The organism is Flavobacterium sp. YO64, assembly GCF_004119505.1.
Classification (GTDB): Bacteria; Bacteroidota; Bacteroidia; order Flavobacteriales; family Flavobacteriaceae; genus Flavobacterium; species Flavobacterium oncorhynchi.
Genome location: NZ_NRQV01000048.1, coordinates 1 through 22,255, shown reverse-complemented (window position 1 = coordinate 22,255; position 22,255 = coordinate 1). Strand labels below are relative to the sequence as shown.

The following is a 22,255-nucleotide window of genomic DNA, read 5'->3' as shown; positions in this document are numbered from 1 at the left end:
TCCACATTGTTGGAAAACCTTCTAGTGAAGAAGTGAATAAATGGAATGCAAACTATCTTGATTTAAAATTGATTAATAAATCAAACAAATCAATTGATTTAGATATTGAAATATTTATTAAAAAATCAGAAGAATACACAATTTTATTAGAAGAAGATTTTTTACGGGAAATAAAAAAAGCTGAAAATGATCAAAAACAAAAAAACTATTTCTCACCAATAAACTATTCAGATAATTTTGTTTTAGGCAACCTTCATATTAACGCAGAAGAAAATAAAACCGAATTTATTGTTGAACGTAATCAATTAAAAAATAAGTTCGCTATAACTCTAAAACAAAATTCAGTTTGTGAAAATGTTTTCCATCAATCCATTATTGTATTAGAAAAGAAACCTAATATAATTGAAGCTAAAGTTATAATTAGAAGTGATGATTTTACAAACGGAGCTTTCATCAAAAACATAACCTTTGAAACGTAAATAAAACATCAGCTAACAGCTACTACAACGGATTTGGGCAATAAACTTAATGGAAAGTTGGTTTTGTATTTGGGATGATTTGACAAATCCGAAGAATGAGCTTAACCTAATCCCAAACCCGCTGTAGTGCCAGAACGTTAGCGGTAATGCAAAAACAACACTCAATTTAAATTCAATTATGGAAAATGATTATGAAAATTTCCTTCAAGAATATAACTTATTTCAAGCGAATAGAGAAATACTTCAAAATAGAATATTTGATAATTTTGAAAATGAAATCGAATTAGAAAGACTTCAGAGAATTTTTAATGAGTATCAAAATTTAGACGTAAAAATAAGGTTGGCTTTTGGTATTAGAGAAATACGACTAAATAATTTCTTTGTTTCGGATAAAGAAAATGATTTAAAACTTTGTCATTTACTATATTATAAATTAGCTGACCTTTGGTTTGCTTACGAAACTTACATAAAATTTTATACAGAAACGGTTGGTGCATCAAAAAACAAAATTGAATGGATAGATAGTATTATTCATTTAAATTATGCTGAATCAATCGAAATTTCTCGTTCACTAGAGTTGATACAAGAAAAACTAAATGAGATATATTCTATCCAAGCAAAAAGAGAATTGCTAATAGAATATTTAGATTATTCTTTGGAGAACTCAATTAGTGGTCAACGAAGAAGATTAACTGAAATTATTCAGAAAGTAGAAAATTTACAATTTAACTTAACTAACAACGAAATTTTGACAATTATTTATGCAGTACGAAATAACTTTGTTCATAATGGAGAAACAACCGTTGTTCCTGAAATATTTGGTTACCAAAACAAAGTAGAACTTCTTAAAATTTTATATCCATATTTAGCGCTTTTTACTTTAAAAATAAGCAATTTGACTTTTACAAGAGTATAATGCACTACCGCTAACAGCCCAGCTAGCTTGAGCGTCCCGCTCGTGAACGCAACGAAATTTAAAAAAAAAAAATGGAATGTTCACAAGCTGGAATTTGTTTCGTCTATAAATGAGTTACTATTAAGAATCACTAAATCCAGTAAAGAAAAAATGAGAATATTAGATAAACTTCTTGGAAAAAAGCAATTAGATTTTCCTCCAAAACCAAAATGGAAACCTAATCTTCCTATCGATCATACTGAAATTGTCGAAAAAACAAAATACTATACTGGAGAAAAATTGCAGTTTGCTGTTTTTGAATTTGGAACTGTTGTATTTTTTACTTCAAAAGTTGAAACCATTGAGGAAAGTGCAAAATCAGTGCTAAATAAGATATATAATTCTCATCCTGATATGAAACCCACAGCAATGGATGATGGAAATTATTTAGTTGAATATAGTCAGCCAGCATTTACAATTGTATTTAAAGATGAAATTGAAAAACATTGGGATTATATTGAAAAGAATCATCAAGATGGGGTTTGCAGAGATGAGGTTTTAATAAATGAACAAGGACAACATAATGTTTTTGAAAAAGTAGGTAAAATTTGCTTATTTGGACGAACAAAAATGTTTCTTGATGCTCAAAGTCCAAAAATTGTTAGAATCTTTGACTTAGAAAAATAATACGCTCCCATGCTAGCGCGAGCGTCCCGCTCGTGAACACATAAAATATCTAATTCAAATTGGAACAGGCACGAGCGAGACGCTCGCGCTAGCTAAGCAAACTCTTTTGACATATTACAAGTTATAATTAATCAACAATCAAAAAAGCAGCCAAAACCCCTTTATGATCAGACGGCCAGATACCGTTTGGTTTCAAAAATGTATCTCCGTCTTGAGTCTCCACTCCTTTTCCTTTTACAATACTTGCCGTTGGTCCAACAATTACAGTATCTATCAGCGAGAGTTTTTTATTTGGATAAAAATAGACAAAATCAATACGCTCTCTTTCATCGGCGTCTTTTGCCCATAATAGTTTTGATAATTCTACATCAGTATTATAAGCCGGCCAAGTAAATCCTGGATTTTTAACCGGATCGGGGTATTTTACTCGGTAAGCGTCTAGAAAACCATTATTCTTAAGCGTTACACTGTTATGCCACGGTATAATAACGCCGTTATGATCGAATAAATCTTTTGTCGCTGCCGTCCAATCTAAATACGAAGGTTCATTAAAATCGCCTCCTAAAAGCACTAGATTTCCTTTTTGACGTTCGATTTGAGCATCTTTTACAAAAAGTGCAATTTCTTCGTCACGCTGCGAATCGATATTTTGTTTCAGAATTTTTTCGGTATCTAAAATGGGTTCTGGTAATTTTTTCCAATTAACTCCGTCGTAACCTCTTGGCAGATAACAAGCATAATGTGTATAATCTAAATGTGCGGCATACACGGCAACACTAGTTTTCTTGTTTAACCTAATCATGCATTTTATTAAGGATTCTGAACTTATCGATGTCGTAGATTCGATAGGAAATTTAGACAAAATAACAGCATCTGTTTTAAGGCTCGAGCCATAAAAAATCTTGCCTTTGGCTTTTAAAGCTTCTAAAATATGTGGTGTAAATAATACTTCTTTATAATTGCGTATTTCACTCAGTAAAACAATATCTGCATCAGATTGAAGAATTACGTCTACAATCGCATCAAATCCTCCTTTTACTGTAGTTCCTTCGTGCCAAGTATTTAACGACAGAACTTTTAACTCTCTTTTAAAATTATCTTCCGCCGAAGACTTAACATTAAAAGCTGACACAGAACTAATTGCTGCTCCAAAAAACAGCAAAGAAACAAGGAATAGTATTTTATTTTTCATTGAATATCTTAAAAAATTTTGGCTGAGTTTTTCTCTCGTCTGCATTATCGATTTGCTAAATTCAAATATACATTATAATAGAGATCAAGAGAAAAAGTTATTAAAAATTAATATCAAAATCGAGGCGCTCGCTTTTAAAAAAGAAAAAAAGTCAGCCACAACCCGAGCGATAGCGAACAGGCGAAGCAATTATACCAATTATCACTAATTTTTCTTTAAATTTAAAATTGAATTACACGAATTTTATCTGTTTTTAAGGGTTTGTGCAATTAAAAACGAATTGTAATTAGTGTCAGAAACTTTTAAAAGGGAATGCCCTGTGTCAAAATGACTTTAATCAAAAAACGTTTGTATTTTGGCTAAAGCCAATCTTCAATATTGTACTTTTGTTTTTCCAGCTAAAGCAGGAGACAATTCAATTTTATAAAAACGCAATTGCATACCATGATTACCAAAGCAGCACTACAAGATATTCCCGCATTAGTAACTTTAATTAACTCAGCCTACAGAGGCGAATCTTCTAAAAAAGGCTGGACAACCGAAGCGCATTTACTAGAAGGAAAAAGAACTAATGAAGAAGAAATGACCGAAATTTTACAGGATCCTAAAAATACGATTCTGAAATTTACGGAGAATGATAAAATTATTGGTTCGGTTTTATTGGTCGAAAAAGGACATCAATTGTATTTAGGAATGTTGACCGTTTCGCCTGAACTTCAAAATAACGGCATCGGGAAAAAGCTTTTGGCTGAAGCTGAAATCCATGCTAAAACTCTTGGTTTATCCAGCATTATTATGACGGTTATTTCGGTTCGCGATGAACTAATCGCTTGGTACAAACGTCACGGTTATGTCGATACTGGCGAAAGAGAAGCTTTCCCTGAAAGCGGCGTACATATAACGGTTTCGGAAGAACCTTTGGAGTTCATTTGCCTCGAGAAAAAGATTTAAGTTTTTTACCGCGAAGAAATAAAGACACCACATTTTTTTACATTATAAGTTATTCTAAAAGCAGGATCAATTATGTATTTAAAAACTTGAAGTCTAATTAAAAAATATTAAACACATAGAAACATAGATTTTATGTGTAAAAAAGGATACAAAAAAAAATATATTTCTTTCACATAGAACGCTATATGCATTTTAAATAAGTGAAACGCCTTTTTTAAGTAAACAAAATCCATGTTTCTATGTGTTAAATAATTTCACCCAAAGGATTAAAAATTTTAATATAATGAACATACACTTTTTCCCTAAAAAAAATGTTACCGCTTCTATTTGGAGCGGCGGATCAACCTATGAATATACGATATATCCGAAAACAGCAAGTTACGCCGATAGAGATTTTGTATTTAGAATAAGCAGTGCTACAATAGACGAAGCTCCTTCAGTGTTTACCAAATTTAAAGGCTATCACCGATATTTGGTTATGCTGGATAACTTCTTGGATGTTGAGATAAACAACAAAAAAAAAGTATACGAGAAGTATAAAATCATGGAATTTAATTCGGATGATGAAGTGACTTCTTATACAAAAGGGATTGATTTTAATTGGATGATTTCTGAAAAAATATCCCATCATAAACTGGAAATAACAAATCGTAATCAGAATTGTAATGCTCAAATAGTAATTGTATTTTCTTTACACTCAACCGTTATTACAATTAATGAGAAGCGTTACTCTTTAGAACCTTATGATTTATTGGTCATTGAAAATCAAGAAAAGGAAAATATAATTCTTGATTTTTCTAATGAATGCCTTTTTGGAATATTAGATTTTTAATCTGATCCTGTATTTGGTTTAACGTTTAACCACAAAGTTTGCAAGGGTTTACACAAAGTTCGCAAGTTTTTTTTTCTCGAAATCCCAATAGCTATCTCGAGTAAACTTACAAAGGCTTTTAATAAAGTTTCCTTACAGTTTGTCATTTCGAGGCACGAGAAATCTTCGCAAGTAACTCCGTAATAGAAATCCAATCTTTGTCGAGCTTCTCACGAAGATTTCTCGTACCTCGAAATGACAAGATTGGGGATAATACTTTGCTGCTACAATCTCGATAACAAACGCGAGTAAACTTACAAAGGTTTTTTGATAAAGTTCCCGTACAGTTTGGCATTTCGAGGTACGAGAAATCACACTCGTATATCGACAAAGATTGGCAGCATACTGTACGGAATTTCTAGTGTGATTTCTCGTTCCTCGAAATGACAAGATTGAGGAATAAATGCATTAAATAAAACCTTTGTCCCTTTGCTCCTCTGCCCCTTTGAACCTTCCTTAAAGAACTAACTCTTCAAACAATCTCTGAATCGTTTTCTCCAAATCCTGGCACAAACCTGGATGTGGTCTTGAGGTCTGGATCGCTGAACTTCTAATTGCGGTTAACCAGCGAAAACGTTCGGGAATATCAAATTCGGCAATTGGACCGCCGTCTTTGGCTCCCTTTGTGATTTTTTCTAATGAAGTCAAATTACATTCTAATTGTTCAATATCGAAATCATCAGAAAGTGCTTGTATTTTTTCTTTATTAAGATGAAAAAGAACTTTTATAAATTTGGCTTTTTTACAAAACAAAATGACTCCAATATTCAGAAATTCTTCGCGCTCTACCTTTGGCACAACTCGAATCACGGCATACTCATATAAGTGACTATCTTGCATTTTGAGCCTGATTTACAAAGGTTTCTGAATTTTCTAATCTGGTTTTTAAAAACTGTAAATACACATTTCTTAAACCTTCGGGCGTTTCATCGGTATCTTCCCATTGCAACCATTCCAGCGGAATTGTATTTACAATATCTTCTAAAATTTCTGTTGTTAAAAGTGCTTTAAACTCGGTATCAACTTCTTTTAAAAGTGAAGCCTGCGGCAGTAAAACGTGATCTTTTATTAATGCAAACGGACTTTTGGCATGTTGTTCCCAATTGTTCCAAGAATGATGGAAATACAAACACGCACCATGATCGATCAGCCATAATTCTTTATGCCAAATCAGCATATTGGTGTTTTTAAAAGTTCTGTCGACGTTTGTAATATAAGCATCCAGCCAAACAATTTGCGAAGCCAATTTGGCATCTACAGTTGTTACAACAGGATCAAAAGTAATAGCACCTGATAAAAAATGAAGCGCAAGATTCAATCCTTGACTTCCTTGCAGTAAATCTTGAATTTCCTCATCGCCTTCGGTTCTTCCAAAAGCTTCATCAAGATTAGCAAAAACTAATTCTGGCAGCTGCAATCTTAAAGCTTTTGCAATTTGTCCGCCTACTAATTCGGCTATTAGTGCTTTTATACCGTGCCCGGCTCCTTTAAATTTTAAGACGTATTTAAAATCGTCATCGGCTTCTGCCAAAGCGGGTAAAGATCCGCCTTCACGCAAAGGTGTAATATAACGAGTAACATTTACCGTTCTAAGATCGAAGTTGTTTTTCATTTTTTTTAAGATTCAAAGATGCTAAGGTACTGAGTTGCTAAGTTTCTAATCTTTGACATTACAAACTTACGATTTTTTGATTTTTATTTTAACCGCAAAGCACGCTAAGATTTTATTTAATAAGGATTTTACAAAATCGCAAAGTTCACAAAGCTATATCTACAAAAACTTTGCGAACCTTGTGTAAACCTTTGCGCTCTTTGCGGTTAAGCTAAGCTCAAAAACGCTTTTCCTAAATACTTAATAATTGTAGAAGCCGTAAAAGACTCATAACCTGTTTTTGGCAAAGCTAAATCGGCTGTTAATCCGTGCAGGTAAACGCCTAGTTTTGACGCATATTTGGGTTCGTAACCTTGCGCAAGAAGACTTGTTAGAATTCCTGTTAAGACGTCGCCGCTTCCTGCGGTTGCCAGCGCAGCGTTTCCGCTCGTGTTTTCGTAGACTGAAGCTCTATTGATAATGTAAGTTGGTGCTCCTTTCATAACCACAATAACTTTGTATTTTTCTGAAAAAGCAATCGTTTTTTGAAATTTCTCTGCTTCTGAATTCCACTTTCCAATTAAACGCTCTAATTCTTTTGGATGAGGTGTTAGGATGGTGTCTTCAGGAACTAGTTCCAGCCAAGATAGGTTTTCGGCTAAAATATTCAATGCATCTGCATCGATAACTAAAGGTGCTTTGTTTACTCTTAAAAATTCAAATAAGGCTTTTTGCATTCCCAGCTCCTTGCCTATTCCTGGTCCAATTCCAACTGCCTGCGGAATTAACGGCAAATGAATGTTAGTAATGAAATTTGTGTTTTCATCTGTAACTGTCATTACTTCTGGAATTGAGATTTGAAGAATCTGATAACCGCATTTTGGGATAAAAGTTGTTACGAGTCCGCATCCTGATTTTAAACAGGATTTTGAAGCTAAAACAGCGGCTCCCATTTTTCCGTAACTTCCTGCAATAATAACTGCATGGCCTTGAAGTCCTTTGTGCGTATGAGGACTTACGGGTTTGTAGACTCTTAAAACTTCTTCTTTTGTGATTAAATACGGAGATTTCATTTGATGCTTTTTTTATTTAAACACATAGAATCATGGTTTTTCTTTGCGAATAAAGGCGTTTCACTTGTTTAAAAAACATAGCTGATTATAAAAACTTTGCATAAAGGATTCTTTTATGTTTCTTGATTAAAGTTACATAAAAAATCTAATGCACGAATGTTTCTTTTAAACGGTCAGCCCTAGTTACTTTTTCCTTTAAAAAGTAAAAGATATAGCGGATAGCAGGAAATAGCTCTTAATCATTGCGAAATTTATAATTTATAGCATTCAAATTTGATATTTTTTAAATAAATTTGCGATTCAATTTTATAAAACAACACAATGAAAAATACTGCGCTTACGCACATACATGAGAGTTTGGGAGCAAAAATGCTGCCTTTTGCGGGTTACAATATGCCTATTACATACGAAGGTGTAAATGCTGAACATGAAACTGTTCGAAACAGTGTAGGTGTTTTTGACGTTTCGCATATGGGCGAATTTTTACTTACTGGTCCAAATGCTTTGGCTTTGATTCAGAAAGTAACTTCAAACGATGCTTCGACTTTGACAATTGGAAGAGCACAATATTCTTGTCTGCCAAATAATGAAGGCGGAATTGTAGATGATTTGATTGTATATAAAATGAAAGAAGAAGAGTATTTACTTGTTGTAAATGCTTCGAATATTGAAAAAGACTGGAACTGGATTTCATCTCACAATGATTTAGGTGTTGAAATGAAAAATCTTTCTGATGATTATTCTTTATTGGCAATTCAAGGACCAAAAGCGGTTGAAGCAATGCAGCCTTTATCGTCATTAGATTTAGCTGCAATTCCATATTACCACTTTGAAGTTGGTGATTTTGCAGGTTTTAATGATGTAATTATTTCTGCTACTGGATATACTGGTTCTGGCGGATTTGAAATTTATTGCAAAAATGCAGATGCTGAAGCAATTTGGAATAAAGTTTTTGAAGCTGGAGCAGCTTACGGAATCAAACCTATTGGTCTTGCTGCTCGTGATACTTTACGTTTAGAAATGGGATTCTGTTTGTACGGAAACGATATTAACGATACAACTTCTCCTCTTGAAGCTGGTTTAGGATGGATTACTAAGTTTACTAAAGATTTTACCAATTCTGAAAGTTTGAAAAAACAAAAAGAAGCTGGTGTTACAAAAAAATTAGTAGCTTTTGAAATGCAGGAACGTGCGGTACCAAGACACGATTATGAAATCGTTGATGCTCAAGGTGAAGTAATTGGTATTGTAACTTCTGGAACAATGTCTCCGTCTATGAACAAAGGTATTGGTTTAGGATATGTTACTGTTGCAAACAGCGCTGTTGACAGTGATGTTTTTATTAGAATTAGAAAAAATGATGTTCCTGCAAAAGTGGTAAAACTGCCTTTTTACAAGAAATAATATTTTCCTAAAATAGTTAGAAAATGCATTACAAATTGTAATGCATTTTTTTTGGCCAAAAATTAAAGTATTTACAAGAAAAAATGATTTAATCCGTATTATTCTCAAATGCATTTAAGGCTATAAAAACATTTACTGGTGTGTAAGTTTTTTTAGAAAAAACGTAATTTTTATGAAAAAATAAACGTAATTTTAGTCTAAACGAAGATCTTCGATTTATGAAAAAAATAGTATTAGTATTGATGTTAACTGCCAACGTTCTATTTAGTCAAAATAGCGACAACACCTGCGAAATACTAAACAAAATAAATGCAACAATCCAATCAGAACATCTACGTCCAAAACCAGTCGATGACAGTTTATCGGTTTTTGTTTTTGATAATCTAATTAATGAATTAGATCCTTCTAGAAACATCTTTTTTAAGAGCGAATACGATGAAATGACAGCAAAATATCGTTTAAACTTAGATAATTTAATTCTAGAAAACGACTGCAGTTTTTTGACTGACATTACATCAAAATACATTTCAGGATTAGAAAGAACAAAAAATATTCTTGAAAAAATTCAAGCCGCACCTTTTGATTACAGTAAAAAAGATACTATTAGATTTTACAAAAAATCATTTCCATTTTATTTGAAAAATGAAGACTTGGAAAAGGTATGGCGAAAAAAAATACGTTATCAAATTCTGGATGATATTGCAGAAACAAGCGATAATTTAGATTCTATCAAAGCTAATTTTAAATCTATAGAAGTAAAATCTAGAAAATTGATTTTATCAAATGAAATCTGCCGTATTAATACGCTGTTAGAAACCAAAACAAATCAAAACGAGAATCTTTATAATTTTTTCTGCACCTATTTTGATCCGCATACAGCCTATTTTAGCGATGACTCTAAATCTAGCTTTGTTGCGTCGTTATCAAAAGAGCATTTATCATTAGGAATGACAGTAAATCTTAATGAAAAAAATGAAATTATTGTACAAGAACTTGACCCAAATGGTCCCGCATATCAGACTGGGCAGATAAAAAAAGGCGATCAAATCGTTTCGGTTTCTAATCAAAAAGAAACGCTTCAGGTTTCGTGTGCTTCATTAGAATCTATTTCGACCATGATTTTATCTGAGGCGAATAAGAGCTTGACTATTACTCTTAAAAGAAATTCAGGTAAAAGTTTTGAGGTTTACATTGAAAAGCAAGTAATGAAAGATGAAGAAAATTCAGTTTTCAGTTTTATAATTGGCAAAGACAGTAAAATAGGATATATCAAAATTCCAAGTTTCTATGCTGATCTGGATGGAAACAGCAGAAAAGGCTGTGCTGATGATGTAGCCAGAGAAATTATAAAATTAGAAAGAGACAATATCAAAGGTCTTGTTATAGATTTAATAGATAATGGCGGCGGTTCTATGGAAGAAGCTATTAAACTTGCCGGAATGTTTGTTGATTATGGTCCACTTTCGATTGTTATTGATCATACTAAAGAAAAATCTATTATAAATGATCCTTTTAAAGGTGTAATTTACAAAGGTCCTATTGTAATACTTGTTAATAGTAATACAGCATCGGCCAGTGAATTTTTCTCTTCTATTATGCAAGATTATAATCGTGCTCTTTTATTAGGCAGCAGTACTCTTGGTAAAGCAACGATGCAGACAATTCTTTCGCTTGACGAAACAAAAAATACTGATTTTCTAAAAATTACGATTAATAAATTTTACCGAGTAACAGGAAAAAGCCATCAATACATAGGTGTGACACCCGATGTGGTTCTTCCTGAGTTTTACGAAGATGTTTATCAAAAAGAAAGCGATTTTCCAACTGCTATTAAAAATGACAGTATTACTTCAACACTAAAATACCGCCCGTATGTAAAACGAGCTTTAATCGATAAACTAGCCAAAAACAGTAAGACAAGGCTGGCAGATAATTTTTATTTTAATGATATTAAAAAGATCAATCTAAAAATAGATCAATTAGTAAACACTCCAAAAGCCGAAGTACCAATGACTATTGACGCTGTCTTTAATCAGAAAAAAATAGTAAATTCTTTGTGGAAAGAAATCAATACTTTTAATGACGAAAATAATCCGCTGGACGTTTATAACTCCACAGTAAACCAGTATTTATTGAGTGCTTATCCTAATGACAAAACAATAAATCAGTACCAAATAGATCATTTAAAAATAAACCCATACTTAAATGAAGCGGTTAATATTATAAATGACTTTAATTCTTCGAAATAAAAGTTTTGTTTCAAGTTTTTTTGTTTCAAGTTTCAGGTTTTACACATAGCGTGCTAAATTTTACGCAATATTGTACCAGCTTGAAAACTAAAACCTGAAACTTGAAACCTTAACCTCAAAACAAATCAAAAAAACTTAAATTTTGATTTTGGAAAAATTAAGGAATAACCGTATTTTTGCATCACAAAAACTAAAAATTAGAAATGGGAAGAGCGTTCGAATTTAGAAAAGGAAGAAAAATGAAACGTTGGTCAGCAATGGCTAAAACATTTACCAGAATTGGTAAAGATATCGTTATGGCAGTTAAAGAAGGTGGTCCAAACCCTGATGCCAATTCTAGATTAAGAGCTGTTATACAAAATGCAAAAGCCGCTAACATGCCGAAAGACAATGTGGAGCGCGCAATAAAAAATGCAAGTAATAAAGATACTGCCAACTATAAGGAAATTTTATTTGAAGGATATGCGCCTCACGGAATTGCAATCTTGATTGAAACTGCATCTGATAATAATAACAGAACAGTTGCTAACATTCGCAGTTACTTTAACAAATGTAACGGAACTATGGGAACTCAAGGTTCTGTCGAGTTTATGTTTGACCATACTTGTAACTTTAGAATTGCAAACAACGGTCTTGATGCTGAAGAATTAGAACTTGAATTAATTGATTTTGGTGCCGAAGAAGTTTTTGAAGATGAAGATGGAATCTTAATCTATGCTCCTTTTGGAAGCTTTGGTGCTTTGCAAAAAGAATTAGAAAACAGAGGACTTGAAATTTTATCATCAGGTTTTGAGCGTATTCCGCAAATCACTAAAGAATTAACAGAAGCTCAAATCGCTGACGTTGAAAAATTAATCGAAAAAATTGAAGAAGATGATGACGTAATGAACGTTTATCATACTATGAAAGAGGAATAATCTTTTCTTTTTATATTACAAAATTGAACTCCGGAGAAATCTGGAGTTTTTTTTTACTAATACGAAAACACGTAAAACAAAAACAAAATTAATGCATACGTTTGGCACAAAAACAAAACAAGAAGATAGACAGCTATACTAACAAATCATTTATGCAGTAATAATACAATGAGAAAAGCTCTTGCCTATATAATAATAGTGTTTGCATCACTAATGTTGATTGAAGAAATAATTCATAATTTTTCAGTCCTTAAAACTGGATATACGATCGCATTTTGCAAAGATGGCTTTGTAAAAGACACATTAATTATCACCGAATCTGGTCCGGCTACTGGTGTAGGACGAAATACATCTTCTAATTTTGTCTATCATGGCTTTTTAGTGTCTAATAATAAAAAGGCCTCATTAACAATGAACATCAATATTTCTACATTCTCATATCGTTTTAAAGATCATAGGCTAATTGTCTATCACTCTAAATACACATCTGCCAATTTGTTTTATCAGAAACCTACCAGTTTTATAGGTTTAGACTTCAAATATTTTCTAGAACCCTTTTTCTTTTTATTTGCCCCATTTTCATTAATTTATTTAATTTTTAAAAGAAATCAATAATCGAGTAAAACCCTTATATTTTGCATTCTGAAAACTAAATAAATTATTGAATAAACACTAACACACAAATAAAATATTATTAGCTAATGAAAACAATTTGTTTAATTCTTATCTTTTTGGGATTATCAATAATTGGAATAGAAGCAATAAATGATTTCTCAAAAACTAAAATCTTTTATGCATCATTGAATCCCGAGAAAAATTACTCTAAAGACATACTGGCAGTAAATGAAAAAATACCTCCTTCAAATAGCGGCAGCAATAAAACGTCTTGGGTATTTTATGGGTATTGCAAATCTGATAAACTAAAAAGCGGAATCGCAATACCAATAAATATTATTGAAAGTGGAAGCTTAAACACAAGCCAGATTCCGATTTGGAGAATTAAAGCGGTAAAGGATAAAATACTTTACAGAAGGGAGAATAATATAATTAATAATCCATTTTCATATGAAATGCGTCAATATTGGGTTACTCCATTATTTATGATTGTAATACTCCCAGCACTATTTTGTTATTTAAAAATAAAACGAAGAGAAAACACACGCAAGCCCTCACTCTAGATTTAAATACAATAATAAAGACGTTAGAAATTATTAAGTCTTTATTGATTACATCACTCCCATTCTGCTAGTATCGATAATTCTATATTATACAGTTATCCCCAAAATATGCAAAAAGGAACTCATAATCAAAAAAAACTATTATATTTGTTTTTCTTGAGACGAAATTAATTTAAAAATAAAGAACAATGCAAACTTCAAAATACACAAAATTCGCTGTAATAATTTTAGTTATCTTATTTATAGTAATAAGCATTATTAGCTAAAAAACTTTCACTACTCTACTTTTGCTATAACTATAGTGAAATAAAGTAAAATTTATATTTATTCCCCATTCTCAGATAGACGAAAAATGCAAACATCTAAATACACTAAATATATCATAATCGTAATGGTTATTTTATTTGTAATCATCAGCGCTATAAGCTGCTCAACACATACTCACACGTATACACCTGCACCATCAGGTAAAAAAATACCACCAGGACAAGCAAAGAAAATGAATGGAGATAAAAGTGCAAAAGCTTATGCTCCAGGGCAGCAAAAAAAGCATTAATACTATACAAAGCAAAAAGCCTTCTGAAAATTCAGAAGGCTTTTTTACTATTCCAAAACCTGAGTGCTACTAAAAATATAAAAAACTAACTAACTATTATAAAAATAACGTAATGCCTTATTTTGAAGTAATTTTCTTGGCTGGTGAATTTGTAATTTTCAGCAGATAAGTTCCCTCTGGAAGATCATTAACATTTAATGAACTAGTATTTCCAAGTACCTTCTGCCCTTGCGAAAACACTTCAATATTTTTTGTTCCTGCATTTACATCACTGTTCGTTATTATAGAACCTGATACTGCAGATTTTGCATTTACTTTAGACTTTAAAACTGCCGGCTTTGTTACCGCTGCTGCTGCTATAGTAACGACTGCCTTAGAGCTATTATAAAGCTCCGTAACCTGTTGATCTGTCAAAGCTGTATCATAGATCTTTAAATCGTCGATATCAGCGTTAATTCCAACTGTCGTATTTACTTCTCCTAATCTAAAAATATTTCCTTTTGTTGAACGTATTATACCGCTTAACGATTTCAACAATTCTCCGTTTCTATAAATTTTAGAAACTGTACCATCATACGTAATAGTATATTGATACCATGTATCTTTGCTTAAGGTGGTTGAAACAATAACATCATTAGTAGCACCCCAGCCTGCTAAACTTAAATCTGAATTTGACGATGAGGTACCTTGCTGTAATAATCCGCAATACTGCGCATTGTAAGCTGTACCGTAACCCCAAATATAATTTGCCGCAGTAATATCATTAAACTTAACCCAAATACTTACTGTTCTTGCATTATTTGCCATTGGCAGATTATCAATAACAGCTTCCATAGCCCTGCCATTTAGTCTTTGTGCATTTGCAGCAACTCCTGCTCTATCAGCAACAAAATTATTTGTTCCGATAAAAGAAGTCGTATTTGCCGTATTATTTAAAGTCCCATTGAAACTAAACTCCTGAATTGGATTTTGAGCAGTCGCATTCAAATAACTTACAAACAAAAATGAGAGTAGTAATTTTTTCATGATATGTAGATTTAGGGATTAAAAAAAACATTGTGTCATTTTAACACTGCTAAACTAGATTATTATGTTTTTGAGCTGAAATTTATCCGACAACTAACCTAAATAATCGTTCAAATAACCAAAATTGATGATTTTCAACCAACAATTAGAATTATTTATACCACATAACATTATATTAAAATTTTGAACATCTCACAATTAAACTAAAAATTTCTTACGTATAAATACGGTATTCTCATTTAAAACAAAAACATCCATAATTTTAAAAACCAAAAATAACACCCAATCGTATTATCAACTAAATATAGTTCCATAAAAAAACTCCATTCGCAAATACGAATGGAGTTCTAATATCTAAAAAAGCAGTCTAACCTACTTTACAAATTCAATTTTTTGAGCTTCTTCTTCATTAACACTGTCAAAGAAACCTTGTTCATTCATCCAGTCATCACTAAATACTTTACTCATATAACGCGAACCATGATCTGGAAAAATCGCTATAATGTTACTATCTTTTGTAAACTCTCCTTCTTCCGCATATTGTTTAATAGCCTGCATTACTGCTCCAGAAGTATAACCTACAAACAAACCTTCTTTTCGAGTGATTTCTCTAGCTGAGTGCGCACTCTCCTCATCGGTCACTTTCATGAATTTATCAATGATATCAAAATCTGTTGCTGATGGAATTAAATTTTTTCCTAAACCTTCAATTCGGTATGGATAAATCTCTTTATTATCAAATTCTTTTGTTTCGTGGTATTTCTTCAATACTGATCCAAAAGCGTCAACACCTAAAATTCTAATATTCGGATTTTGCTCTTTTAAGAATTTTGCTGTTCCAGAAATTGTTCCTCCAGTTCCGCTGCAAGCAATAAGATGTGTAATTTTTCCTTTAGTTTGTTCCCAAATTTCAGGGCCAGTAGTGTTGTAGTGGGCATCAATATTTAATTGATTAAAATACTGATTGATATAAACCGATCCTTTTGTTTCCTCGTGAAGTCGTTTAGCTACATTGTAATACGATCTTTCATCATCTGCAGAAACGTGAGCAGGGCAAACATATACTTTGGCACCTAAACTTCGCAGCATGTCAATTTTATCTTTGGATGATTTTGAGCTTACGGCCAAAATACAATTGTAACCTTTTATAATGCTTACCATTGCCAAACTAAAACCTGTATTACCTGATGTAGTTTCGATAATAGTATCACCTGGTGATAAAATTCCCTTTTTCTCGGCTTCTTCGATAATATATAACGCTATTCTATCTTTTGAGGAATGACCTGGATTAAAAGCTTCTACCTTTGCGTAGAAATTTCCTTCTAACTCTTCGGTGACTTTATTTAGTTTAATAAGCGGGGTATTACCTATTAATTCTAAAACATTATTATAAGCGTTTATTTCTTCTTTCATAAAAAAATAGTTAATCGAGATGGTATTTTAAAATAACCTCGATAGGTTGCAAATTTAACAAAAAATTTTTAATTAGCTTTTAATTTTTTCTAAATCTAATAAAAAACTAAATTCCTTTGCTAAGTCTCTCAAAGCCTCAAAACGTCCTGAAGCCCCACCATGGCCAGCATCCATATTGGTATCTAAAAACAAAAAATTATTATTTGTTTTTAAATCTCTCAATTTAGCAACCCATTTAGCTGGCTCCCAATATTGTACCTGAGAATCATGCAATCCTGTTGATACATACATATTAGGATAGTTTTGCGCTTTTACATTATCATACGGTGAGTACGATAACATATAATCGTAATACTTTTTATTATTTGGGTTTCCCCATTCATCATATTCTCCAGTTGTAAGCGGAATACTGTCATCCAGCATCGTTGTAATAACATCTACAAAAGGCACCTGAGCAATAACTCCGTTGTATAATTCTGGAGCTTCATTAACAACAACTCCCATTAAAAGTCCTCCTGCAGATCCTCCTTCAGCATATAAATGTTCAGGAGATGTATAATTTTCGTTAATTACAAATTTAGAGCAATCGATGAAATCTGTAAAGGTATTTTTCTTTTTTAACAGTTTTCCATCTTCATACCATTGTCTTCCTAAGTCTTCTCCTCCTCTAATATGTGCGATCGCGTAAATAAAACCACGGTCTAACAAAGAAAGTCTTGTTGAAGAAAAATAAGTATCCATTGTAATTCCGTAAGAACCATACGAGTATAATAACAGCGGATTTTTTCCGTTTTTCTTCAATCCTTTTCTGTAAATCATCGAAATTGGCACTTTTACACCATCTCTTGCAGTTGCCCAAACACGTTCTTCGATATAATTTTCTTTATCAAATTTACCTCCTAAAACCTGTTGCTCTTTTAAGATCTCTTTGGTTTTAGTTTTCATATTAAAATCAATAACAGATGACGGCGTCGCAAGCGATTGATAGCTGTATCGTAAAACATCGGTATCAAAATCAATATTTGTTGTAGTATAGGCGTTATAAGTTTCACTGCCAAATGGCAGATAATAATCTTTATCTTCACCCCAAGGCATAATTCGAATGTGATTTAAACCGTTTGAGCGCTCTTCTACAACCAGAAAATTTTTAAAGATCTCTATATCTTCTAACAAAACATCTTCACGATGCGGAATAAGATCTACCCAATTTTTCTTTCCTGTTTTATTTTCAGGCGTTTTCATTAATTTAAAATTAGTCGCCTTATCTTTATTCGTTAAGATATAAAAAGAATCTTCGTAGTGCGAAATACTATACTCTAAACCACGAACACGAGGCTGAAAAACCTCAAATTCACCATCAGGATTATCTGAATTCAAAATTCTATATTCAGTTGTTAAAGTACTTCCTGAACTTATTACAATATATTTTCTTGACTTTTCTTTACTTACCGAAACATTAAAAGTATCATCAACTTCATCATAAACCAAAACATCCTTTTTAGAATCTGTATTTAATTTATGTCTAAAAATTTTATCGGCTCTTAAAGTAACTTCATCTTGTCTGGTATAAAAAATAGTCTTATTATCATTTGCCCAAACAGACCCTCCAGTAGCATTCTCTATTTTATCTGATAAGACTTCTCCTGTTTCAAGGTTTTTAATCTGAATCGTGTAAATTCTTCTTCCAACAATGTCAACTCCAAAAGTGACAAATTTATTATCTGGACTTATACTTAAGCCTCCTAATTTGAAATAAGCATGCCCCTTTGCTAGTTCATTACAGTTGAATAAAATTTCTTCATCTGCAGAAAGACTGCCTTTTTTTCTAGCAAATATTGGATAATCCTGACCTGTTTCAAATCGTGTAATATAAAAATATCCGTTGTAGAAATAAGGAACAGATGAATCATCTTCTTTAATTCTCCCCTTCATTTCTTCATACAATGACTCTTGCAAATCCTTTGTATGAGCGGTCATTTTTTGATAAAACTCATTCTCTTTATTCAAATAATCAATAACTTCTGGATTCTCTCGATCGTTCAGCCAAAAATAATTATCTATCCTAGATTCTTTATGTTTCTTTAATGTTTTTGGAATTTCTTTAGCCTTTGGAGCCAATATATCGTTTTGCATTATTTAATTAAGCATTAGTTTTTAAATACGGAAAGGCAAAAATACTACAATCAGAATAGAACGGGAATTAATTTTTTCATAAAATATTCTATTGTAATCATAAAGCAATATACTAATTTTGTATGAAATAATTTAAAAATCAACAAAAAATGGATTTAATGGGAATGATGGGAAAACTTAAAGAAACCCAACAAAAAATTGAAGATACAAAGAAACGCCTAGATACTGTTTTAATTGACGAACAAAGCGCTGACGGATTATTGAAAGTAACATTAACTGCCAATAGAAAAATAAAAACAATCTCTATAGATGACTCTCTATTAGAAGACAAAGAACAGCTTGAAGATTACTTAATTGTAACTTTAAATAAGGCAATTGAAAAAGCAACAAGCGTAAACGAAAGAGAATTGGACGCTGTTGCAAAAATGGATATGCCAATGATTCCTGGAATGGATAATTTGTTTAAATAATAAGGCACTAAGATTCTAAGGTACTAAGATTCTGAGGGACAAGGTTTAAAAAAAAAAAGACGCACAATTCGTGTGTCTTTTTTTCTATAAAGCAAAGTAAAAACTTAGAATCTTAGCAACTTAGTGCCTTAGCACCTTTTTCCCTAAATCTTCGAAAGCATTTCTACTACATAGCTATGCATAACCTCCTTATAATCTAAATGCGTTACAATTCGGAGTTTATTATGTCCAAGCGAGCTTATTATAATATTTTTCTGTTTTAATTTTTCTATTAAAAGCTGATCGCTGTATCCTTCTGCTAAAGAAAAAATCAAAATATTAGTTTCTACTGGTTCTACTGAGGCAACCCATGATTTTGTACTCAAAATAGCTCCAATTTCTTTAGCTCTTCTATGATCTTCTGCCAAGCGTTCAATATTATTTGCCAAAGCATACAATCCTGCAGCTGCCAAATAACCAACTTGACGCATTCCTCCACCTAATATCTTTCTGATTCTCAACGCTCTATGAATATCAGCTTTACTTCCAAGCAAAACAGAACCAATTGGCGCTCCTAATCCTTTTGATAAACAAACCGATATAGTGTCGAAAATCGCCCCAAATTCCTTCGGATTTTGTCTTTTTGCTACTAATGCATTCCAAATTCTAGCTCCATCTAAATGGAATTTTAAATTATTTGCATCACAGACTTTTTTTATTTCTCTTAGATCTTCTAATTCATAACAAGCACCACCGCCTTTGTTAGTCGTATTTTCTACACAAACCAAACTTGTTAAGGGACTATGATAAAATTCAGGATCATTGATAGATGCTGCAACCTGTTTGGCATTTATCATACCGCGATGACCGTCTAATAAACAGCAGGAAACACCGCTGTTAAAAGAAACTCCTCCTCCTTCATAATGATAAACGTGTGCATATTTATCAGCAATTAACTGCTCACCCGGCTGCGTATGCAGTTTTATTGCTGTTTGGTTTGCCATAGTTCCTGACGGAAAAAAAAGTCCAGCTTCCATACCAAAAAACTCAGCTACTCTTGTTTCTAATTCTATAACCGTAGGATCTTGTTTGTATACATCATCGCCAACATGAGCGTTAAACATATACTGCAGCATCTCCTGTGTAGGTTTAGTTATGGTATCGCTAATTAAATTTATTTCCATATAAAACTATATCTTTTTTTTGGACAGCAAAATTACATATTACTGTTAGTTTTTGATCGCAAGTTTTAATAAATTTTAACTTGCCGCATAACTATAGAACCAAATTAACGTAATATTTATAAAAAACATATATATCATGCCTTAATAATTCAAAAAATAAGTTGTTATTTTTAAAAGCTTTTCAACTAAACCAAAAATATATCTTCCTATTTAGTATTAATCAATCTTTTCTAGACAAATAGTATTTCCTTATATTATCCCTGATGATTTAGTGTAAATTCTAAAAACTATATGTTATTTTTGTACAACAAAATTACATTGCATTTCTATAGAAATGTAATAGTGGTAAAAACAAATAAAAAACACTTATTAATTTATGACAACAGCCGAACAAGTAAAAGGTATTGTGGAGCGCCTTGGTGCGTTGAGGAGGTATCTTTGACGTTGATGCCAAGCTAATCGAAATTGCAAACGAAGAAGAAAAAACTTTCGCGCCTGATTTCTGGAATAATCCCAAGGAAGCCGAAAGTATTGTAAAAAATCTTCGAAACAAGAAAAAATGGATTGAAGATTATGACAAAGCTGTTTCACTTACAGAAGAATTGCAGCTGGCGTATGATTTTTATAAAGAAGGAGAACTTTCTGCAGATGAACTTGATGAACAATACAACGTTACACAATCTCATATAGAAAACATCGAATTCAAAAACATGCTTTCTGATGAAGGTGACAGTTTAAGTGCTGTTCTTCAAATCACTGCTGGAGCTGGCGGAACTGAAAGCTGCGATTGGGCAGGAATGCTAATGCGTATGTACATGATGTGGGGAGAAAGTTATGGCTATAAAATAAAAGAGTTGAACTTTCAAGCCGGTGATGTTGCCGGAATCAAAACGGTTACTTTAGAATTTGAGGGCGATTATTCATTTGGGTATTTAAAAGGAGAAAACGGTGTACATCGTTTAGTTAGAATTTCCCCTTTTGACAGTAATGCAAAACGCCATACCTCATTTGCTTCTGTGTATGTTTATCCACTGGTTGACGACAGTATCGAAATTGACATTAATCCTGCTGATATCGAAATTACTACTTCTCGTTCAAGTGGTGCCGGAGGACAAAACGTAAATAAGGTAGAAACAAAAGTTCAATTGGTTCACAAACCAACTGGAATTCAAATTCAGTGTTCTGAAACAAGGTCACAGCAAGACAACAGACAACGTGCAATGCAAATGCTTCGCTCTCAGTTGTACGAAATTGAATTAAAAAAACAACAAGCACAACGTGCCGATATTGAAGCCGGAAAAATGAAAATTGAATGGGGTTCGCAAATACGCAATTATGTAATGCAGCCTTATAAATTAGTAAAAGATGTTCGTACTGGTTATGAAACAAGCGATGTCGATGGCGTAATGAACGGAAATATTGACCCATTCTTGAAAGCATTTTTAATGATGATGGGACAAAAAGAAGAGGAATAGTCAAAAGTGGTCATTGCTCAGTCTTTAGTAGTTAGTTTTAGTTTACAGTAAACTTTAAAGAAAAAAATTATGATAAAATGGACAGATGTAATTCATTTTACAAATAAAGGAAATCCAGCTCCTGAAAAGAGAGTTGAAAAAACTGAAGATGAATGGAAACAGCTTTTAACTCCCGAAGAGTTTCAAGTAACACGCTTAAAAGGAACTGAGAGATCTTTTAGTTCTGAGCTTTGCAGTTTATTTGATCCTGGAATTTATGAGTGTAAATGCTGTGGCACTTTACTTTTTGATGCTTCAGAAAAATTCGAATCAGGAACAGGCTGGCCCTCTTTTACACAGCCAATAAAAGAAAATGCAATTGCTTATCATGCTGATAAATCATACGGAATGATTCGCGTTGAGGTTACCTGCAATGTATGCGACGCACATTTAGGACATGTTTTTCCAGACGGACCACAACCAAGCGGCTTGAGATATTGCATTAATGCAATTTCGCTCTCTAAAATTAAAGACTAATAAAAAGCGATCTACT

Annotated in this window: 22 protein-coding genes; 14 read left to right on the top strand and 8 right to left on the bottom strand. The window is 32.4% G+C overall.

Features of this window, described 5'->3' with window-relative positions; all coding sequences use genetic code 11:
* The 3 genes from BOW57_RS20690 to BOW57_RS19785 all read left to right on the top strand — a co-directional run.
* Window positions 1–479: hypothetical protein (locus BOW57_RS20690; protein ID WP_164973746.1), on the top strand; the 479-nt coding region annotated here is incomplete at its 5' end.
* A gap of 178 nt (window positions 480–657) precedes the next feature.
* The gene (locus BOW57_RS19790; RefSeq protein ID WP_129056793.1) at window positions 658–1,395 is read left to right on the top strand and encodes a hypothetical protein; all 738 of its coding nucleotides are present in this window, start codon (window positions 658–660) and stop codon (window positions 1,393–1,395) included.
* 150 nt (window positions 1,396–1,545) lie between these two features.
* On the top strand, window positions 1,546–2,061 hold the full coding sequence (locus BOW57_RS19785; RefSeq protein WP_129056790.1) for a hypothetical protein: 516 nt from the start codon (window positions 1,546–1,548) through the stop codon (window positions 2,059–2,061).
* A gap of 127 nt (window positions 2,062–2,188) precedes the next feature.
* Here the strand turns inward: BOW57_RS19785 and BOW57_RS19780 are convergent, their stop codons facing one another.
* Window positions 2,189–3,253: an endonuclease/exonuclease/phosphatase family protein gene (locus BOW57_RS19780; RefSeq protein ID WP_129056788.1), complete on the bottom strand. Its 1,065-nt coding sequence runs from the start codon at window positions 3,251–3,253 to the stop codon at window positions 2,189–2,191.
* A 444-nt stretch (window positions 3,254–3,697) separates the two neighbouring features.
* Between BOW57_RS19780 and BOW57_RS19775 the strand changes: the two genes are divergently transcribed.
* Window positions 3,698–4,204: a GNAT family N-acetyltransferase gene (locus tag BOW57_RS19775; RefSeq protein WP_129056786.1), complete on the top strand. Its 507-nt coding sequence runs from the start codon at window positions 3,698–3,700 to the stop codon at window positions 4,202–4,204.
* A gap of 283 nt (window positions 4,205–4,487) precedes the next feature.
* The gene (locus BOW57_RS19770) at window positions 4,488–5,036 is read left to right on the top strand and encodes a HutD family protein (RefSeq protein ID WP_129056784.1); all 549 of its coding nucleotides are present in this window, start codon (window positions 4,488–4,490) and stop codon (window positions 5,034–5,036) included.
* A gap of 495 nt (window positions 5,037–5,531) precedes the next feature.
* Here the strand turns inward: BOW57_RS19770 and BOW57_RS19765 are convergent, their stop codons facing one another.
* The 3 genes from BOW57_RS19765 to BOW57_RS19755 all read right to left on the bottom strand — a co-directional run bounded on the left by BOW57_RS19765 (window position 5,532) and on the right by BOW57_RS19755 (window position 7,739).
* A complete protein-coding gene (locus tag BOW57_RS19765; protein WP_129056782.1) occupies window positions 5,532–5,915 on the bottom strand; it encodes a DUF3037 domain-containing protein in 384 nt (127 codons plus the stop codon).
* A complete protein-coding gene (locus tag BOW57_RS19760) occupies window positions 5,905–6,687 on the bottom strand; it encodes a HipA family kinase (RefSeq protein WP_129056780.1) in 783 nt (260 codons plus the stop codon). Before BOW57_RS19760 ends, BOW57_RS19765 begins: the two co-directional genes overlap by 11 nt.
* A 206-nt stretch (window positions 6,688–6,893) precedes the next feature.
* Window positions 6,894–7,739 carry an NAD(P)H-hydrate dehydratase gene (locus BOW57_RS19755; RefSeq protein ID WP_129056778.1) on the bottom strand — a complete coding sequence of 282 codons (846 nt, stop codon included), beginning with the start codon at window positions 7,737–7,739 and terminating at the stop codon, window positions 6,894–6,896.
* A gap of 321 nt (window positions 7,740–8,060) precedes the next feature.
* Between BOW57_RS19755 and gcvT the strand changes: the two genes are divergently transcribed.
* The 6 genes from gcvT to BOW57_RS19725 all read left to right on the top strand — a co-directional run bounded on the left by gcvT (window position 8,061) and on the right by BOW57_RS19725 (window position 14,043).
* The gene (gene gcvT / locus BOW57_RS19750) at window positions 8,061–9,143 is read left to right on the top strand and encodes a glycine cleavage system aminomethyltransferase GcvT (RefSeq protein WP_089058171.1); all 1,083 of its coding nucleotides are present in this window, start codon (window positions 8,061–8,063) and stop codon (window positions 9,141–9,143) included.
* A 218-nt stretch (window positions 9,144–9,361) separates the two neighbouring features.
* Window positions 9,362–11,392 (top strand): S41 family peptidase, encoded by a 2,031-nt coding sequence (locus BOW57_RS19745; protein ID WP_129056776.1) that lies wholly within the window; start codon window positions 9,362–9,364, stop codon window positions 11,390–11,392.
* 203 nt (window positions 11,393–11,595) lie between these two features.
* Window positions 11,596–12,309: a YebC/PmpR family DNA-binding transcriptional regulator gene (locus BOW57_RS19740; RefSeq protein ID WP_026729302.1), complete on the top strand. Its 714-nt coding sequence runs from the start codon at window positions 11,596–11,598 to the stop codon at window positions 12,307–12,309.
* 168 nt (window positions 12,310–12,477) lie between these two features.
* Window positions 12,478–12,924 (top strand): hypothetical protein, encoded by a 447-nt coding sequence (locus BOW57_RS19735; protein ID WP_129056774.1) that lies wholly within the window; start codon window positions 12,478–12,480, stop codon window positions 12,922–12,924.
* Between the two features lie 86 nt (window positions 12,925–13,010).
* Window positions 13,011–13,487 carry a hypothetical protein gene (locus tag BOW57_RS19730; RefSeq protein ID WP_129056772.1) on the top strand — a complete coding sequence of 159 codons (477 nt, stop codon included), beginning with the start codon at window positions 13,011–13,013 and terminating at the stop codon, window positions 13,485–13,487.
* A 352-nt stretch (window positions 13,488–13,839) separates the two neighbouring features.
* Window positions 13,840–14,043 (top strand): hypothetical protein, encoded by a 204-nt coding sequence (locus tag BOW57_RS19725; protein WP_129056769.1) that lies wholly within the window; start codon window positions 13,840–13,842, stop codon window positions 14,041–14,043.
* A gap of 117 nt (window positions 14,044–14,160) precedes the next feature.
* On the opposite strand, the gene BOW57_RS19720 is transcribed toward BOW57_RS19725, so the two are convergent.
* The 3 genes from BOW57_RS19720 to BOW57_RS19710 all read right to left on the bottom strand — a co-directional run bounded on the left by BOW57_RS19720 (window position 14,161) and on the right by BOW57_RS19710 (window position 18,615).
* The gene (locus tag BOW57_RS19720) at window positions 14,161–15,069 is read right to left on the bottom strand and encodes a LamG-like jellyroll fold domain-containing protein (RefSeq protein ID WP_129056767.1); all 909 of its coding nucleotides are present in this window, start codon (window positions 15,067–15,069) and stop codon (window positions 14,161–14,163) included.
* Window positions 15,070–15,441: 372 nt separating this feature from the next.
* On the bottom strand, window positions 15,442–16,482 hold the full coding sequence (locus tag BOW57_RS19715; protein ID WP_089052352.1) for a PLP-dependent cysteine synthase family protein: 1,041 nt from the start codon (window positions 16,480–16,482) through the stop codon (window positions 15,442–15,444).
* 72 nt (window positions 16,483–16,554) lie between these two features.
* Entirely contained in the window at window positions 16,555–18,615 is a 2,061-nt protein-coding gene (locus tag BOW57_RS19710; RefSeq protein WP_129056765.1) for a S9 family peptidase, read from the bottom strand.
* A 149-nt stretch (window positions 18,616–18,764) separates the two neighbouring features.
* Here BOW57_RS19710 and BOW57_RS19705 point away from each other — a divergent pair, with 149 nt between their 5' ends.
* Window positions 18,765–19,085, top strand: coding sequence for a YbaB/EbfC family nucleoid-associated protein (locus BOW57_RS19705; protein ID WP_089052354.1), 321 nt, complete (start codon window positions 18,765–18,767; stop codon window positions 19,083–19,085).
* Between the two features lie 143 nt (window positions 19,086–19,228).
* On the opposite strand, the gene BOW57_RS19700 is transcribed toward BOW57_RS19705, so the two are convergent.
* Entirely contained in the window at window positions 19,229–20,248 is a 1,020-nt protein-coding gene (locus tag BOW57_RS19700) for a low specificity L-threonine aldolase (RefSeq protein WP_129056764.1), read from the bottom strand.
* A 376-nt stretch (window positions 20,249–20,624) separates the two neighbouring features.
* Between BOW57_RS19700 and prfB the strand changes: the two genes are divergently transcribed.
* Window positions 20,625–21,723 (top strand): peptide chain release factor 2 gene (gene prfB / locus BOW57_RS19695; protein ID WP_123872295.1). Its coding sequence is split into 2 segments (ribosomal slippage): window positions 20,625–20,687 and window positions 20,689–21,723, totalling 1,098 coding nucleotides; the frame shifts between segments, so codons are not numbered across the junction.
* Between the two features lie 69 nt (window positions 21,724–21,792).
* A complete protein-coding gene (gene msrB / locus BOW57_RS19690; RefSeq protein WP_129056762.1) occupies window positions 21,793–22,239 on the top strand; it encodes a peptide-methionine (R)-S-oxide reductase MsrB in 447 nt (148 codons plus the stop codon).
* The last annotated feature ends 16 nt before the right edge of the window (window positions 22,240–22,255 follow it).